The organism is Lutimonas sp., from assembly GCF_051011215.1.
In the GTDB taxonomy this organism is placed as follows: Bacteria; Bacteroidota; Bacteroidia; order Flavobacteriales; family Flavobacteriaceae; genus Lutimonas.
On the sequence record NZ_JBPCUJ010000007.1, the window covers coordinates 1 to 16,380 of the forward strand.

Consider the following 16,380-nt stretch of genomic DNA (forward strand, 5'->3'; position numbering starts at 1 on the left):
GTAATGATGAAAGAATTACTTATGGAGGTCTATTTTCTCAATTAGAGTATGCTAATGAAAATTTCTCTGCATTCGTTCAAGGGTCTATCTCTAATCAAAATCACCAGAGATTTGACTATTACCAGTATGCTGACCAAGATTTGATCGATGGTACTTCTACTCAAAATGTTATTGACCCTGATACAGGGGAGCCAGTGCCGTTACCAGACAATATTGAGCCTGGAACAGATTCTGAAAAAGTAAGCAATTTCGGTTTTAATATTAAAGGTGGGGGTGCATATTTTATCAACGCTCAAAATAGTGTTTATGGAAACATCGGATACTATTCTCGTCAACCTTATCATGATAATATCTACTTGAACTTTACTAACCAGGTAAATCCATTGACTGAAAATGAAAAGATTTTCGGTATGGAATTAGGATATAAGTATACTGGCAACAAATTTTCTGGTAGTGTGAACTTATATAGCACTTCGTGGAAAGACAGAGTGGTAAGTTCTTCGGATGTTGAAACAGATCCTGATACAGGACAGGACGTTGTTCTTTATACAACAAACTTTGGTGTTGAACAACTTCATATGGGTCTTGAAATAGATGGTGTATATAGAATTACAAACTCTTTAAGAGCCAGAGGATTCCTTTCATTAGGAAACTGGAGATACAAAGGAAATTCAGTAACCAGAGTTGCTGATGAAGATCAAAATATCATTGAAGAAGAAATTATCGATGTTGATGGTGGTGAAGTAGGTGATGCTGCACAAACTACCTTTGGATTAGGAGCTGACTGGAGAATTACAGAGCGTTTTTCAATCGATGCTGACTACAGATATTACGCTGACCTTTATTCTAATGTAGGAGCTGTAAAAGAGAACTTGAAATTACCAGCTTTCGGAATTATGGATTTCGGTGCTTCTTACAGACTTCCTGTAGGTAAAAAAACGAATAACTTATACTTTAGAGGAAATATTAACAACCTTTTTGATACTAATTATATTTCTGAACTTAGTACAAACATTCAATCGGGAGATGACAACGCAAATGGTAGTAACTACTACGGTGTTGATTCAGCTAACCGCGGGTTTGTTGGTTTAGGAATTACTTGGAACCTAAGCGTTCGTTATAACTTCTAATACAAAATAAATTATTTTTTAAACCCCACTTATTGAATAAGTGGGGTTTTGTTTTTTAATGATTACTTTTGACCTACTAATTAAAAATCTACTACCATGATTAAAATGTTACACTCTGGATGGGCTTATATAACCTTACTCATCCTGATCTTTGCGGTAATTAATGCTGCCTTGGGTATGACTTCAAAAAAAGAATTCAAAGATAAAGATCTAAGAATCTCTTTGTTCACCCTCATCGTTTCTCACATACAGTTATTAATAGGTTTTTTAGCTTTTTTTATGTCGGCTCAATTCTCATATGTACTCGAAAATGGTATGGGAGCTGCTATGAAAGAACCTGCAATTCGCTTATTTGTAGTCGAACATCCATTAATGATGATTCTGGCCATCGTGTTAATTACGATGGGCTTTTCTAAGCATAAAAAACAAACTACAGATGCTGGTAAATTCAAAACCATCACCCTTTATTATGGGCTGGGTTTACTTTTTGTTTTGAGTAGAATTCCATGGAGTCAGTGGTTGTCTTTCTAGAGAATAATAAACGGTAATTATTTAAGAGGATTTAAATGGCATTCTTTTTGAAACTAATATCCTATCCATTATCAGTAATTCACTACCTGGTTTTTGGTTTGCTTTTATTGATTTTCCACCCTATTCAATGGGTTTGTTTTAATGTATTTGGCAAAAAAGCACATCGAGCAAGTGTTGTTGCACTTAATATTGGGCTTACCTGGAGTTTGTTCTTTTTATTTTCAAGGGTACAGTTTATCAACAAACATAACATCCCTAAGGATGCTCCAATCATCATAGTATCAAACCATCAAAGTACCTATGACATCCCTCCGATGTACAGGTACTTTCTCAAAAATTTTCCAAACTTCGTTTCCAAAAAAGAACTGGGAAAAGGGATTCCGAGTGTCTCTTATAATTTACGACACGGTGACAATGTACTTATTGATAGAAAAGACAGACGCCAAGCCATCAATACCTTGATGAAATTTGGTCAGAATATTGAAGAAAATAATCTCACGGCGGTTATTTTTCCAGAAGGAACAAGGAGTAAGATTGCCATTCCCAAACCATTTCGCGAAAGTGGGCTTAAAATGATGGTCAAAAAAGCACCATCGTCATATATCATTCCATTATCGATTAACAATTCCTGGAGATTGGTACGAAAAGGAGCCTTTCCCTTGGGTGTAGGTATCAAAGTCACCATGGAAGCGCATGAGCCTATCAAAAGTGATTCTATGCCTTTTGATGCCCTCTTGGAAAGAACTGAAGGAACTATTAAAAATGCCCTGCAACAATTAAATCCCGATGTGAATTCTTAAGTAATCTGAAAGTCATCCCGATCGTTTAAAAAGCTGAATTTATCTCTCACGGCTGCAAGGTGTGAAGTTTTCAAAAAAGTATCATAGATGCCTTCTTTTGATGGTTCTGAATTGATTAAAGAGTCTCCCATGGCATCAAATACGGATGAATGACCCGTATACACCAAGTTATTTGAGTCGACTCCTACCCTGTTAACACCCAACACATAACACAAATTTTCAATGGCTCTTGCCTTTAGCAAAGTATCCCAGGCCTGCATTCTGGCATCCGGCCAATTTGCAACATATATCAGGACATCGATTTCCTCGGTATTCCTGGACCACACCGGAAACCTCAAATCGTAACATACCAAAGGACAAATTTTAAACCCTTTATATTCAAACACTAAGCGCTCTGTTCCAGCCTTAAATACCTTGTCCTCTCCTGCAAAGGAAAATAAATGCCGCTTGTCATAGCAGCGTATGCTTCGATCTGGAAATGCCACAATAAGTCTGTTATAGAAAACGCCTGCCTCTGAGATCAGCAGACTGCCAATAAGCAGGCTTTGTTTTTCCTCAGCCATCGCTTTCATCCAGCTTATGCCTTTTCCATCCATGGATTCGGCTACATCGTCAGCTTCCATAGTAAAACCTGTTGAAAATAGTTCCGGGAGCACGATCAGATCGACATCTTTTGCCGTTTCTTTTAGTTTCTGTGTCAAACTCAAAAGATTTGCCTCGATATCTTCCCAACTATTGTCGGTCTGAATCAAACTAATTTTTAACTGTTGGTCCATGGATCTTTATACTTTGTAATTCTCTGTCAAATACTATTCAATATTTCAGCGCCTTTTAACAAGGTCTCATCGCTTTTGGCAAAACAGAAACGAAGCGCCTTCCTGTCAATTTTGTTTTCATAAAAAACAGAAATCGGAATCGAGGCAAGCTTCAGTTCTCTAGTCCATTTTTTGGCCAATTCGAGGTCGTATTCATCGCTGATTTCAGCATAATTCAGCAACTGAAAATACGTACCAGATGAAGGTGTAAATGAAAATTTAGAATCTTTAATGGCATCCAAAAACAAATCTCTTTTACGTTGAAAAAAGCTGGGTAAACTGAGATAATTATTCTTGTTTTTTAAATAGATCGATAATGCCTTTTGAACCGGATGATTCACGCTAAATACATTGTATTGATGCACTTTTCTAAATTCTTTCATCAATTCAGCAGGGCCTGCACAATAGCCCATTTTCCATCCGGTATTATGGAATGTTTTACCAAAGGAAGCCACTAAAAAACTTCTCTTGGACAAGTCAGGAAACCTTGCGATACTCTGATGTTCCCTTCCATCATAGATCAAATGTTCATATACTTCATCACTCAGAATAATGATATTTGAGTCTTTCACCAGATTTTCAAGCATCAGCATATCATCGCTCGACAACACAGTTCCTGTTGGGTTGTGAGGTGTATTGATAATGATCATTTTGGTTTTCCGGGAAATAGCCGCTTTTACCTCTTTCCAATCTACCCCGTAGTCCGGTGATTTTAATTCAATTTCAATTGTTTTCCCTCCGTTTATTCGAATGGAAGGTGCGTAACAGTCATAGGCTGGAGAAAAAATAATCACCTCATCCTCCTGTCCAACAAAGGCCGTTATTATTGTATAAATAGCCTGTGTAGCTCCTGCCGTCACGGTGATCTCCGTTTCCGGTTGGTACTCCGTACCGTACATAAAGTGAAGCTTTTCAGAAATCATTTCTCTGAGAGAATAAATTCCTGGCATCGGTGCATACTGATTAAAGCCCTGTTCCATGGCCTGATTTACCAGCCCTATCAATTCTGATGATGTTGCGAAGTCTGGGTATCCTTGGGACAAATTAATCGCCTTTTCCTCATGCGACAACTTGCTCATGACAGCGAAAATACTGGTTTCAGTATTGGGGAATTTAGAAGCAACTGGAAACTTTAATTCTGGCATGAGATGGCGTATTTGATGTTCCCATAAAATTAAGGTTTTTTAAATTAATTGCAGGTAGATCTGTTAAATATTGGTCTTTAGATTCTGGACCAAAATCAAACTCTAAAAATGCTGACTTTCGATATTTCAGAACATAAATGAGCCCCTGACTTGTGTCAGGGGCTCATTTAAATTATCCTTTGACTAAATGAACTATTCTAAATACTGGCTTTTAAGTATTCTCTGTTCATTCTGGCAATATTTTCAAGAGAAATGTCTTTAGGACATTCCACCTCACATGCTCCTGTATTGGTACAGTTTCCGAAACCTTCTTCGTCCATTTGCTTCACCATGTTCATCACACGTTCTTTGGCTTCTACCCGACCTTGCGGCAACAGTGCGTATTGTGAAACCTTGGCTCCTACAAACAGCATCGCTGATGAATTCTTACAAGAGGCCACACAGGCTCCACATCCAATACATGCCGCAGCATCCATTGAAAGATCCGCATCCACCTTTGGTATTGGCAAGGCATTCGCATCCTGTGTATTTCCGGAAGTATTTACCGAGATATAGGCCCCTGCCTGTTGAATTCTTTCAAAAGCAGTTCTGTCTACCACCAAATCCTTGATTACAGGGAACGCTTTGGCTCTCCATGGTTCAATATAAATGGTGTCTCCGTCGTTAAACATTCTCATGTGCAATTGACAGGTAGTAATTCCTCTGTCCGGACCGTGAGGCTCCCCATTGATATGCAGGGAACAAGTTCCGCAAATACCTTCTCTACAATCGTGATCAAAAGCAACAGGGTCTTCATTTTTAGCAACCAACCCTTCATTCAACACATCCATCATTTCTAAAAATGACATATGCTCAGAAATATCAGTCACTTTGTAATCCACCATACGCCCTTTATCCTGCGCACCGTTTTGTCTCCAAATTTTTAACGTTAAATTCATAATGTCTTTTTATTTATAAGAGCGTGTTTTCAATTCAATATCATTAAACTCTAATTGTTCTTTATGCAAAATAGCTTCGCTTGGCTTTCCTGTATATTCCCAGGCAGCTACATAAGCGTAGTTCTTATCATCTCTTTTAGCTTCTCCGTCGTCAGTAACATGTTCTTCTCTAAAGTGACCTCCACAAGACTCTTCTCTCTCTAGAGCATCTTTGGCAAATAACTCTCCTAATTCCAGGAAGTCAGCTACCCGACCTGCTTTTTCAAGTTCAGGGTTCAATTCATTCAATTCACCGGTTACTTTTACGTTTTTCCAAAAATCTTCACGAAGTGCATGAATTTCTTCAATCGCTTCTTTCAGCCCTTTTTTATTTCTGGCCATCCCTACTTTATCCCACATGATTTTACCCAATTTCTTATGGTAATAATCAACTGTGTGGTTTCCTTCATTATTCACAAAGAATGCCAGCCTTTCTTTTACCTCTTTTTCTACTTCATCAAATTCAGGAGTATCCGTCGGAATTTTTCCTGTTTGAATCTCATCCGATAAATAATCTCCAATCGTATAAGGCAATACAAAATATCCATCGGCCAATCCTTGCATCAAAGCAGAAGCTCCTAATCTGTTCGCACCATGATCTGAGAAATTAGCCTCACCGATACAGTACAAGCCAGGTACAGTAGTCATCAAGTTATAATCGACCCAAACCCCACCCATCGTATAATGAGTTGCCGGGTAGATCATCATAGGTGTTTTATATGGATTCTCATCGATGATCTTTTCATACATCTGGAATAAGTTTCCATATTTTGCCTCCACAATGGCTGCACCTAATTCCGTGATCTTCTCCTTAGAAGGATTCGTAATATGTTTTAGTTTAGCCTGCTCAGTTCCATATCTTTCAATGGCCGCTGCAAAGTCAAGATACACCGCTTCTCCTGTAGCATTCACTCCAAAACCGGCATCACATCTTTCTTTAGCCGCTCTGGAAGCAACGTCCCTCGGTACCAGGTTACCAAAAGCAGGGTATCTTCTTTCCAAGAAATAATCTCTTTCTTCCTCTGAGAGTTCCGTAGGTTTCTTTTTACCTTGCTGAATAGCTTTTGCATCTTCCAATTTTGCCGGTACCCATATTCTTCCATCATTTCTGAGAGACTCCGACATCAAAGTCAGTTTTGACTGGTAATCACCGGATCTTGGAATACAGGTAGGGTGTATTTGTGTAAAACAAGGATTTGCAAAATAAGCCCCTTTCTTATGTATTTTCCATGCTGCAGTCGCATTTGAACCCATCGCATTGGTAGAAAGAAAATATACATTTCCATATCCTCCGGTTCCGATAACAACGGCATGTGCACTATGTCTTTCTATCTCTCCTGTTATGAGGTTTCTCGTTATAATTCCTCTTGCTTTTCCATCAACAATAACAACATCGAGCATTTCATGCCTGTTGAACATTTCAATCTTTCCACGAGCAATTTGTCTGTTCATAGCTGAATAAGCACCTAATAACAGTTGTTGACCCGTTTGACCTTTGGCATAGAAAGTTCTTGAAACCAATACCCCACCAAATGACCTGTTGTCTAACAAGCCTCCGTAATCTCTGGCAAAAGGAACACCTTGTGCCACACATTGGTCAATAATATTTCCTGACACTTCTGCCAGTCTGTGCACATTGGCTTCTCTTGATCTATAATCACCACCCTTCACTGTATCATAAAAAAGACGGTAATTCGAATCACCATCTCCCATATAGTTTTTAGCAGCATTGATTCCTCCCTGAGCTGCAATAGAGTGCGCTCTTCTTGGAGAATCCTGGTAAGCAAACGCCTTTACATTGTACCCCAGTTCTGCCAAGGTAGCCGCCGCGGATCCTCCTGCAAGTCCGGTACCCACAACGATAATGTCAATATTTCTTTTATTCGCAGGATTAACCAGGTCGATATTATCCTTATATGTTGTCCATTTATCTTTTATTGGACCCTTTGGTATTTTAGAGTTTAACTTAGTCATAAATGAATAGATTAATGGTTAAAGTGATGATATAAAGCAATAATTATAAAGCCAAATGGTATAGCAAATGAATAAAATTTGCCAAATGACTTCACCGCACTGGTGTATTTGTTGTTAAATCCAATTGATTGAAAAGCCGATTGAAAACCATGTAAAAGGTGTAATGCCAGTAAAACAAACGAAATTACATACGCTCCAACACGCAAAGGACTCACAAACTTGTGCTGCAATTCTTCAAAATAGCGATTCGGATCTTCAGGAAGTACCTCAATATATTTGTGATTCATTTCAGGAAACCAAAAATCAATAAAATGAAGTACCAAAAAGGCCAAAATTACCAATCCGGAATAAATCATATTTCTTGACATCCAACTAGAATTCGCTGCTCCGTTGTACTTCGCATATTTTACATTTCTTGCTCCTTTGTTTTTCAATTCCAAAACAAAGCCCATTACAAAATGAAAAACCACTCCAAAAATAAGGACTGGCTGCAATGCAAATTGAATAAGTGGGTTGGTTCCCATAAAATGGGACATTTGATTGAATAAATTCTCGCTAAACAAAGAGGTGATATTGACCGCTAAATGAATTATTAGAAAGAATATTAAGAAAAGTGCCGACAAAGCCATAGCGACCTTTCTTGCGATTGATGAAGATAAAAATCCGCTCATTTTACTAGATTTATAAAATAGAGCACAAATATACCAAATACATTAATTTTTATCCCCTTATTTAGGTCGATTATTTTTATTTGATTAACATTCTTATATTTATGCCAAACTAAAGTTAAACAAGAATGTCCGCAAGCCCGAAGCACACGTTAAATCCTGATAAATGGATTGATCTATATGCTGACTATTTATACAATTATGCCATCACCAGAATCGAAGGTCAGGAGCTGGCTAAAGATCTTGTTCAGGAAACATTTTTCTCTGCTATAAAAGGCAAAGATAACTTTCGCGGACAAGCTGCCGAACGAACCTGGCTAGTTTCCATATTGAAACGAAAAATAATTGACCACTACAGGAAAATAAATTCTGCCAAGGGGCAAAAAGAGGTTCGTATGAACTTTTATGAAGACGGTGAAAATAAAGGTCGTTGGATCGAAGAGCGCGTACCTCAGAACTGGGGGAACGATGCTGAGAAAGATATTGAAAACGAAGAACTAAAAAGGGCTTTAGAAGGCTGTATTGAAAATTTGCCGGAAAAATACAGAATCGTTTTTATGCTGAAAACAGTTCAAAATTACGAGACAGAAGAAATTTGTAATGAACTGGATATTACAGCGTCAAACCTATGGGTAATCATTCATAGAGCAAGAATTCAACTTAGAAATTGCATGGAACAAAAATGGTTTAACAATTAATGTGTGAGGTATGGGATTTATAATTAGCTGCGACGAGGCTACAACAATTTGCGATAAGAACCAATACGGAGAAGCAAGCCTTTATGATAAAATTCGATTGAACTGGCATTTGTTTATGTGTAAATTTTGCATGAGCTATACAAAGCAAAACAATATCATGAGTCAAATTTTTGGTAAAAACTTAAAGCCTTGTGAAGGTCTGGAAAAGATGAGCGAAGAAGAAAAAAAAGAACTTGAAAAAAATCTTCGCAACGAACTGAATAAATAAGAGGTTAGATAGAAAATTAGTGTGAACGGTATTGAATATTCAATACCGTTTTTTTTATCTTTGGAGTAGATCTTAATGTTTTCCCATGCAAGCAAAAAAAGGACTGTTCAAAAGTTCAGTAAGCCGTAAAAACATGATGGCCATCTCAGGCCTCTTTATAAGCTTTTTTCTGATCATCCACCTTATTGGTAATCTTATCCTAATTATTCCGGATGGATTTTTTCCCATAGAATTTTGGGGCAATGTTGCCAATGTGCACGATATGTACAATGCATATTCTCATTTTCTGGTGCATTTCTGGCCGGTTTCTGTTATTGCCTGGATTCTGTATGCCTTTATCATCATACATATTGTAGATGCCATTTTAATTACCATTCAGAATCGCAAATCTAAAGGTACTGCCTATGTTGTTAAGGATCGTACTTCCAGCAAGTGGTATGCTCGCAATATGGGGATTCTGGGAACCATATTGGCTGGTTTTATCATCATTCATATGGCACAATTTTGGCTCAAATATAAGGTATTGGAAACCGAAAAAGACCTGTATAATTTAGTGGTCGCAACCTTTAAAGTGGAATGGTTTGTCATCCTTTATGTCATCAGCATTTTGGCTATGGGTTTCCATTTGATACACGGTATTGAAAGCGCACATACCTCCTTAGGGGTTTATCAAAAAAAAGTTGTTCGATTTGTCAAGGTGTTTGCGCTGTGGTTCAGTGTAATTATGACAATCCTATACGCAATCATTCCAATTATTATTTACTTTAAAGATATTTGAGAACATGGCTTTAAATGCAAAAAACCCTGAGGGACCTTTAAAAGATAAGTGGCAAAACTATTTGGCTCACAACAAACTGATCAATCCCGCCAATCGAAAAAAGCTGGACATTATCGTTGTCGGGGCGGGGCTTGCGGGAGGAGGAGCTGCTGCCTCTTTAGCTGAATTAGGCTATAATGTAAAAGTATTCTTCTTTCAGGACAGTGCCAGAAGAGCACATTCCGTAGCTGCTCAAGGTGGTGTAAATGCCGCTAAGAATTATAAAAATGATGGGGATAATGTCTACCGCATGTTCTATGACACCATCAAGGGAGGAGATTTTAGATCGAGGGAATCGAACGTTTACAGAATGGCGGAATGTTCCACCCAGTTAATCGACCACATGGTCGCCCAAGGCGTTCCCTTTGGCAGGGAATACAGTGGTTATTTAAGTAATCGCTCCTTTGGAGGCGTATTGGTCTCAAGAACCTTCTATGCCCGAGGCCAAACCGGGCAACAATTGCTCTTGGCTACCTATCAGGCCATGATGAAACAGGTGAAGGTTGGAAAACTGCAGCAATACGAACGAAGAGAGATCCTTGACTTTGTTGTTATTGATGGAAAAACAAGAGGAATCATCGCACGAAATTTGGTGACCGGTGAAATCGAGCGACACGCTGCACATGCCGTTGTTCTCGGTACAGGAGGGTATGGAAAATTATTTTATCTATCCACCTTGGCCATGAATTCCAATGGGTCAGCCACCTGGAAAGCACATAAAAAAGGTGCCTTTTTTGCCAACCCTTCGTGGACACAGATTCATCCAACGGCCCTACCGCAATCGGGAGAACATCAATCCAAGTTAACCTTGATGTCTGAATCCCTCAGAAACGATGGAAGAATCTGGGTACCAAAAAATCCAGAGGAGAAAAGAAAACCAATCGACATTCCCGAAGAGGAAAGAGATTATTATTTAGAAAGAAGGTATCCTGCCTTTGGAAACCTGGTTCCTCGAGATGTTGCTTCCAGAGCGGCAAAAGAGAGAATTGATGCTGGTTATGGCGTAGGAAATCTAAAAAATGCAGTCTACCTGGATTTTAAAACAGCCATTCATAATCTGGGCAAAGAGCTCATTGCCGAACGTTATGGAAATCTATTTTCTATGTATGAGAAAATCACCGGTATAAACGCCTATCTGGAGCCCATGAAAATATCTCCTGCCGCCCATTTTTCTATGGGGGGACTCTGGGTTGATTATGAGCTACAAACAACCCTTCCCGGAATTTTTGCTGTTGGAGAAGCAAATTTTGCTGACCATGGAGCCAACAGGCTAGGAGCCAATTCATTACTACAAGCCTCTGTTGACGGAAACTTTATTCTTCCAAATACCATATCCAATTATTTGAGTGAGGATATCAATTCCGCCTCGTTTTCAACACAGGATCCTGAATTTGATAAGGTTGAAAAAGATGTAAGAGCTCAGATCGATAAAATCCTCCGCATAAAAGGTACGGTTGCCGTGGATCAGATTCATCGAAAACTGGGACAGATTATGTTCAAGGAAGTGGCCATGTCAAGAAATGAAAAAGGCCTGTTATGGGCGATCGAAGAAATAAAAAAATTACGTCATGAGTTTTGGACAAATGTTGCTGTTTCAGGAGATGCTGAAGGGCCTAATTCGGAATTGGAAAAAGCAGGCAGGTTGGCTGATTACTTAGAAATAGCCGAATTAATGGCTATTGACGCTTTGGAAAGAAAGGAAAGTTGTGGTGCTCATTTTAGAGAAGAATATCAGACTTCAGATGGAGAGGCTCTAAGAGATGATAAAAATTTTATGTTTTCATCCGCATGGGAATGGATCGATGGAAACAATTGGAAACTTAACAAGGAAAAATTGACGTTTACAGAAGTTGAAACCGCCGTTAGGTCTTATAAATAGGTTTTAGCCCATTCATGTAAATTATTTAAAACGAAATTCAATGAAGCTAACGTTAAAAATATGGCGACAAAAGGATGCGGATAGCAAAGGTGCCTTGCATACCTATGAACTTAAAGATTTGAGCGAAGACATGGCCTTCTTAGAACTATTGGATCTGCTGAATGAACAACTTTCTGTCAAAGGAGAACCCGCCATCGAATTTGATCATGATTGCAGGGAAGGAATTTGTGGTCAATGTTCTTTGGTTATTAACGGAAAGGCCCATGGTCCGGGGGTTCACTATACCACTTGTCAGACGCATCTGAGATCTTTTAAAGATGGAGATGTGTTGATCGTTGAACCTTTTCGAGCTGCATCTTTCAAAGTGATAAGAGATCTGAAAGTAGACAGAAGTTCCTTAGACAAAATCATACAGGCAGGCGGATATATCTCATCCTTTACAGGTATGGCTCCTGAGGCCAATAGTATACCTGTGCATCACGATGATTCAAAGTCTGCCATGGATAGTGCAGCTTGTATTGGATGCGGTGCCTGTGTTGCTGTTTGTAAAAATTCCTCTGCAGCCTTGTTCCTGTCAGCCAAAGTTTCGCATCTGGTGAAATTACCTCAGGGAAAAATGGAACGGGCAGAAAGGGTTGTAAATATGGTTGATACACATGATCAGGAAGGGTTTGGAAGCTGCACAAATACAGGGGCTTGTGCTGTGGTATGTCCTCAGGAAATTCCCTTGGTAGATATCGCCAGAATGAACTTTGAATACAATCGTTCAAAATTGCTCATCGATAATAAATAGACGGCTGACTCTTTTTTAAAGTTCAAAGGGTACATTATTCATTCTTATTAATTATATTTATTTGAGGCCTTGAAAATTCAGGACCTCATCAATGATATGTAGAAGAATTTTTAATTTAATCAGACTGTATTTTCTATATACGATGGATTATATCGAAACCATTAGGCCCTTTGCCTTAATTGCTTATTATATTTTTATCAGTTTCATTATTCTGACCATTATTCTGGATAATAAGAAGCCTGAAAAATCATTTGCATTTATTTTCCTGATTCTTCTGGTTCCTGTGGGTGGTGTTATAATTTATCTCCTGTTCGGTGCTCAATATCACAAAAAGAAAATCCTGACTAAAAAGCGCTATTTTGACAAGGTATATATCAATGAGATTAATAAAGCCAGCAGCAATGGACTTGACTTTAGTAACGAATTTAGTTCTGCAAAGTTACCCACCTTATTTTATAATATTGAACAGGTACAATTCACTAAAAATAACCGTATTCAAATACTGATCAATGGGGAAGAAAAATTTCCTGCACTTTTCAGAGAAATTCAAAAAGCAACAAAAAGTATTCATCTGGATTATTATATTATTAAAGATGATATCATCGGTACTGCTTTGTTCGACCTGCTATGTCAAAAAGCGATAGAAGGTGTAAAAGTAAAAATCATATATGACGATGTTGGAAGTTCTATCAGTAAATCGGGCTTAAAAAAACTGAATGATGCAGGTGTTTTAACCTACCCTTACATGCCTGTTCTTTTTTCCAGACTGGCTCATAAAGCCAATTATCGAAATCACAGAAAAATTGCGATTATAGACAACGAAACCGGCTTTCTGGGGGGTATTAATATCAAAGATAAATATATAAATCCCAATACTATTGATCTCTACTGGAGAGATACCCACCTGATGATACAAGGGGAAGCGGTAATTGATTTACAATACCTTTTTATAAGTGACTGGTATTTTGTAAGTGGTAAAAAAATAGACCTCGATGAAGTAAGGTTCAACAACTCATTCAACATTTCCAATAACATCCCTACGAGTATTCTCGGCAGCGACTATGGTAAAAATAATCAGACTATCATGGAGGCTTTTTTTGGAATGATTACCAATGCCAAAAAAGAAATACTGATCACAACCCCGTATTTTATACCCGACGAGTCAATTTTTAATGCCTTGAAAATAACCTCGAAAAGCGGTATAAATATAAAACTCATTATTCCGGAAAAACCGGATATTAAAACGGCTTTTTATGCCTCTCAAACCTATTTGAAAGATCTGATTCGCAGTGGCGTTGAGGTCTATTATTACACCAAAGGTATGATGCATTCAAAAGTGATGGTGGTCGATGAACTTATCAGCACCGTAGGCAGCACCAACATGGACCAGAGAAGTTTTAGCCTCAATGCAGAGGTAAATGCCTTTATAAGAGACCGAGATGTTGCTGCAAAACTCAAAGTCCATTTTGAAGAAGATTTAAAAGATTGTCATAAATTGCAATTGATAGATTTGAAGAATAGACCACTGTACATCAAGGTGCTCTGCTCCATTGCCCGATTAATTGCACCCATACTTTAAACGAAAACGCATGAATTTTTTACCGGAAAACATCGATCAGTACGCCACGGACCATTCTCAGAAAGAGCCAGAATTACTTCAGGAACTATTCAAAGAAACCTGGCAAAAAGCCTTGGTTCCAAGAATGATCAGCGGTCATTTTCAAGGACGAATTCTCTCCATGATTTCTAAACTTATACAGCCAGAAAGTATACTGGAAATCGGTACTTATACAGGATATTCGGCACTATGCCTCGCTGAAGGCATGTCGGAAAACGGCCTGTTGCACACCATCGATCACAATGAAGAATTGTATGATTTTCAAAGAAAGTATTTTGATCGTTCCAATTTTAAAGATCAGATAAAACAATACCTGGGTCAGGGCCTCGAGGTGTTGGCCACAATAGATGGTCCTTTCGATCTGGTCTTTATAGATGCCGATAAGTCAAACTATGCCAATTATTTTAGAGCAGTCATTGATAAGATGAACTCAGGAGGCGTCATTCTTTCTGACAATGTGCTTTGGAGTGGAAAAGTAACTGAAACCCCAAACCCAAAAGATGAAGATACAAAAGCCCTGATAGCATACAACAGATTAATGAATGAAGATTCCAGAATTGAAACCGTGCTATTACCTATAAGAGATGGCCTGACCATCAGCAGGGTCAAATAGCTCTTTATTTATCATCGATCACATATTTGGCATAGTTATAGCCAAAGGTATCATATCGCTTGGCCATTTGCTGTAATCGCCACCTAAAATCATCCCAGTTTTTATTTTCCGGACTCGACCATCCCACCTCAGATAAGGCCGTCATTCTCGGTAAAACTTTATATTCTACCTGTTCCCATGTAGGCATATATTCAGTCCATACATTCCCTTGAACTCCCAATATATAACTTCCTTCTTCCTGACTTAACTCTGACGGAGTCGGCTCATATGAATAAACCTTTTCTACCGTGGTATGTCTTTTGCTTCCTGTAATCGGTTCTTCAATTCTGTTTTCTTCGGCTTCTTGATAATAATCAAAGTAACAGTGAGTCCCCGGGGTCATAATCACATGGTGATGCTGTTGCGCAGCAGCGATTCCTCCTTCAACACCTCGCCATGACATTACGGTTGCATTGGGTGCTAATCCTCCTTCTAAAATTTCATCCCATCCAATCATATCCCGTCCGTTTGCATTCAGGAACTTCTCGATTCTTTGCACAAAATAACTTTGAAGTTCATGTTCATCTTTTAAACCTTCTTTCTTTATCAATGACTGAGCATAGGCACTTTCTTCCCATTCTTTCTTAATTACCTCATCGCCTCCAATATGGATATATTTACTGGGAAACAAGGCCATCACTTCTGTTAGTACATCTTCAAGAAATTGAAAAGTTTCTTCACTGGGTGCATAGATCTGTGTAAAAATACCCCATCTCTTGGCTACCTCATAAGGTCCCGTTCCGTTACCCAATTCAGGATATGCCGCCAGAGCCGCTAAAGAATGACCGGGCAGTTCTATTTCCGGAATAACTGTAATATGCCTTTCAGCAGCATAGGCTATCACTTCTTTGATCTGTTCCTGGGTATAAAAACCACCATAGGGTATCGTATCATAGGTATAAGGCGCATTTCTACTACCAGCCAAACCAATAGCGGTTCCTTTTCTATACGCTCCAATTTCAGTGAGTTTAGGATATTTTTTGATTTCTATACGCCAGCCCTGATCTTCTGTTAGGTGCCAATGAAAGGTATTCATTTTATGCATGGCTATAAGGTCAAGGTATTTTTTGACGTACTCAACACCAAAAAAATGACGCCCCACATCTAAATGCATGCCCCGATAACCATACCTGGGTTGATCTTCAATTTGAACCGCTGGAATTGTTACATCCTTGGTCGGTATTGTATCGCTTTTGTCATCTATCGGCAAAAGCTGCAGCAATGATTGTATACCGTAAAAAACACCCTGGTTCGTACTTGCTGAAATCAGCACTCTCTTATTGGTTACTGATAACTGATATCCCTCCTTGTGCTCAATCTTTGAATCAACCTCCAGAATGATTACATTCCTTTTAGCTTCAGTCGAACCGATTTGAATCTTTCTTCCCGAACTATTCTCAATTGATTCTTTTAAATAAGCCGCTTCACCCAGCAATACAGAATCAGAAATGATTTTGGTGTCAGGAGCAAGCAAAAAACGTCCATTGGCTGCTTTCAGATATTCTGGTTTTGGAATAATTTGATAATCCCCTGCCACATTTACAGTGTCTTGGTATTTTTCAGAACAACTGAAAATCAGGGCTGATATAAACAGTATAAGGAGGTTTTTCATGGA

At 38.6% G+C, this 16,380-nt stretch carries 16 protein-coding genes; 10 read left to right on the forward strand and 6 right to left on the reverse strand.

What is annotated here, in order from left to right; translation table 11 throughout:
* The 3 genes from ACR2MV_RS00755 to ACR2MV_RS00765 all read left to right on the forward strand — a co-directional run.
* On the forward strand, positions 1–1,130 hold a 1,130-nt coding region (locus ACR2MV_RS00755; RefSeq protein ID WP_434019958.1), incomplete at its 5' end, for a TonB-dependent receptor domain-containing protein.
* Between the two features lie 96 nt (positions 1,131–1,226).
* Positions 1,227–1,661: a hypothetical protein gene (locus tag ACR2MV_RS00760; RefSeq protein ID WP_434019959.1), complete on the forward strand. Its 435-nt coding sequence runs from the start codon at positions 1,227–1,229 to the stop codon at positions 1,659–1,661.
* 47 nt (positions 1,662–1,708) lie between these two features.
* The gene (locus ACR2MV_RS00765) at positions 1,709–2,461 is read left to right on the forward strand and encodes a lysophospholipid acyltransferase family protein (RefSeq protein ID WP_434019960.1); all 753 of its coding nucleotides are present in this window, start codon (positions 1,709–1,711) and stop codon (positions 2,459–2,461) included.
* Here the strand turns inward: ACR2MV_RS00765 and ACR2MV_RS00770 are convergent.
* The 5 genes from ACR2MV_RS00770 to ACR2MV_RS00790 form a co-directional block, all read right to left on the reverse strand.
* Positions 2,458–3,237 (reverse strand): amidohydrolase, encoded by a 780-nt coding sequence (locus ACR2MV_RS00770; RefSeq protein WP_434019961.1) that lies wholly within the window; start codon positions 3,235–3,237, stop codon positions 2,458–2,460. The genes ACR2MV_RS00765 and ACR2MV_RS00770 overlap by 4 nt on opposite strands.
* A gap of 26 nt (positions 3,238–3,263) precedes the next feature.
* Positions 3,264–4,421, reverse strand: coding sequence for a methionine aminotransferase (locus tag ACR2MV_RS00775; protein ID WP_434019962.1), 1,158 nt, complete (start codon positions 4,419–4,421; stop codon positions 3,264–3,266).
* Between the two features lie 197 nt (positions 4,422–4,618).
* Positions 4,619–5,359 (reverse strand): succinate dehydrogenase/fumarate reductase iron-sulfur subunit, encoded by a 741-nt coding sequence (locus tag ACR2MV_RS00780; protein ID WP_434019963.1) that lies wholly within the window; start codon positions 5,357–5,359, stop codon positions 4,619–4,621.
* Between the two features lie 9 nt (positions 5,360–5,368).
* Positions 5,369–7,372, reverse strand: a complete 2,004-nt coding sequence (locus ACR2MV_RS00785) for a fumarate reductase/succinate dehydrogenase flavoprotein subunit (protein ID WP_434019964.1) — start codon at positions 7,370–7,372, stop codon at positions 5,369–5,371.
* A gap of 11 nt (positions 7,373–7,383) precedes the next feature.
* Positions 7,384–8,043, reverse strand: a complete 660-nt coding sequence (locus ACR2MV_RS00790) for a succinate dehydrogenase cytochrome b subunit (protein WP_434019965.1) — start codon at positions 8,041–8,043, stop codon at positions 7,384–7,386.
* A 125-nt stretch (positions 8,044–8,168) separates the two neighbouring features.
* On the opposite strand from ACR2MV_RS00790, the gene ACR2MV_RS00795 reads away from it, so the two are divergent.
* The 7 genes from ACR2MV_RS00795 to ACR2MV_RS00825 all read left to right on the forward strand — a co-directional run bounded on the left by ACR2MV_RS00795 (position 8,169) and on the right by ACR2MV_RS00825 (position 14,726).
* On the forward strand, positions 8,169–8,738 hold the full coding sequence (locus ACR2MV_RS00795) for a sigma-70 family RNA polymerase sigma factor (RefSeq protein ID WP_434019966.1): 570 nt from the start codon (positions 8,169–8,171) through the stop codon (positions 8,736–8,738).
* Between the two features lie 10 nt (positions 8,739–8,748).
* Positions 8,749–9,006 (forward strand): hypothetical protein, encoded by a 258-nt coding sequence (locus ACR2MV_RS00800; RefSeq protein ID WP_434019967.1) that lies wholly within the window; start codon positions 8,749–8,751, stop codon positions 9,004–9,006.
* A gap of 85 nt (positions 9,007–9,091) precedes the next feature.
* Positions 9,092–9,784 carry a succinate dehydrogenase cytochrome b subunit gene (locus tag ACR2MV_RS00805; protein ID WP_434019968.1) on the forward strand — a complete coding sequence of 231 codons (693 nt, stop codon included), beginning with the start codon at positions 9,092–9,094 and terminating at the stop codon, positions 9,782–9,784.
* Positions 9,785–9,788: 4 nt separating this feature from the next.
* Positions 9,789–11,702, forward strand: a complete 1,914-nt coding sequence (locus ACR2MV_RS00810; RefSeq protein WP_434019969.1) for a fumarate reductase/succinate dehydrogenase flavoprotein subunit — start codon at positions 9,789–9,791, stop codon at positions 11,700–11,702.
* A gap of 40 nt (positions 11,703–11,742) precedes the next feature.
* The gene (locus ACR2MV_RS00815; RefSeq protein WP_434019970.1) at positions 11,743–12,495 is read left to right on the forward strand and encodes a succinate dehydrogenase/fumarate reductase iron-sulfur subunit; all 753 of its coding nucleotides are present in this window, start codon (positions 11,743–11,745) and stop codon (positions 12,493–12,495) included.
* 142 nt (positions 12,496–12,637) lie between these two features.
* Positions 12,638–14,074, forward strand: coding sequence for a cardiolipin synthase (gene cls, locus ACR2MV_RS00820; protein ID WP_434019971.1), 1,437 nt, complete (start codon positions 12,638–12,640; stop codon positions 14,072–14,074).
* Positions 14,075–14,084: 10 nt separating this feature from the next.
* The gene (locus tag ACR2MV_RS00825) at positions 14,085–14,726 is read left to right on the forward strand and encodes an O-methyltransferase (protein WP_434019972.1); all 642 of its coding nucleotides are present in this window, start codon (positions 14,085–14,087) and stop codon (positions 14,724–14,726) included.
* Positions 14,727–14,730: 4 nt separating this feature from the next.
* Here the strand turns inward: ACR2MV_RS00825 and ACR2MV_RS00830 are convergent, their stop codons facing one another.
* Complete coding sequence (locus ACR2MV_RS00830) at positions 14,731–16,377, reverse strand: beta-N-acetylhexosaminidase (protein ID WP_434019973.1); 1,647 nt, start codon at positions 16,375–16,377, stop codon at positions 14,731–14,733.
* Between the last annotated feature and the right edge of the window lie 3 nt (positions 16,378–16,380).

Excerpts from the sequence above, each read along its gene's own strand:
- ACR2MV_RS00760 (WP_434019959.1), top strand. The coding sequence starts at position 1,227 with ATGATTAAAATGTTACACTCTGGATGGGCTTATATAACCTTACTCATC.
- ACR2MV_RS00770 (WP_434019961.1), bottom strand. The coding sequence starts at position 3,237 with ATGGACCAACAGTTAAAAATTAGTTTGATTCAGACCGACAATAGTTGG.
- ACR2MV_RS00775 (WP_434019962.1), bottom strand. The coding sequence starts at position 4,421 with ATGCCAGAATTAAAGTTTCCAGTTGCTTCTAAATTCCCCAATACTGAA.
- ACR2MV_RS00780 (WP_434019963.1), bottom strand. The coding sequence starts at position 5,359 with ATGAATTTAACGTTAAAAATTTGGAGACAAAACGGTGCGCAGGATAAA.
- ACR2MV_RS00785 (WP_434019964.1), bottom strand. The coding sequence starts at position 7,372 with ATGACTAAGTTAAACTCTAAAATACCAAAGGGTCCAATAAAAGATAAA.
- ACR2MV_RS00790 (WP_434019965.1), bottom strand. The coding sequence starts at position 8,043 with ATGAGCGGATTTTTATCTTCATCAATCGCAAGAAAGGTCGCTATGGCT.
- ACR2MV_RS00795 (WP_434019966.1), top strand. The coding sequence starts at position 8,169 with ATGTCCGCAAGCCCGAAGCACACGTTAAATCCTGATAAATGGATTGAT.
- ACR2MV_RS00800 (WP_434019967.1), top strand. The coding sequence starts at position 8,749 with ATGGGATTTATAATTAGCTGCGACGAGGCTACAACAATTTGCGATAAG.
- ACR2MV_RS00805 (WP_434019968.1), top strand. The coding sequence starts at position 9,092 with ATGCAAGCAAAAAAAGGACTGTTCAAAAGTTCAGTAAGCCGTAAAAAC.
- ACR2MV_RS00810 (WP_434019969.1), top strand. The coding sequence starts at position 9,789 with ATGGCTTTAAATGCAAAAAACCCTGAGGGACCTTTAAAAGATAAGTGG.
- ACR2MV_RS00815 (WP_434019970.1), top strand. The coding sequence starts at position 11,743 with ATGAAGCTAACGTTAAAAATATGGCGACAAAAGGATGCGGATAGCAAA.
- cls (WP_434019971.1), top strand. The coding sequence starts at position 12,638 with ATGGATTATATCGAAACCATTAGGCCCTTTGCCTTAATTGCTTATTAT.
- ACR2MV_RS00825 (WP_434019972.1), top strand. The coding sequence starts at position 14,085 with ATGAATTTTTTACCGGAAAACATCGATCAGTACGCCACGGACCATTCT.
- ACR2MV_RS00830 (WP_434019973.1), bottom strand. The coding sequence starts at position 16,377 with ATGAAAAACCTCCTTATACTGTTTATATCAGCCCTGATTTTCAGTTGT.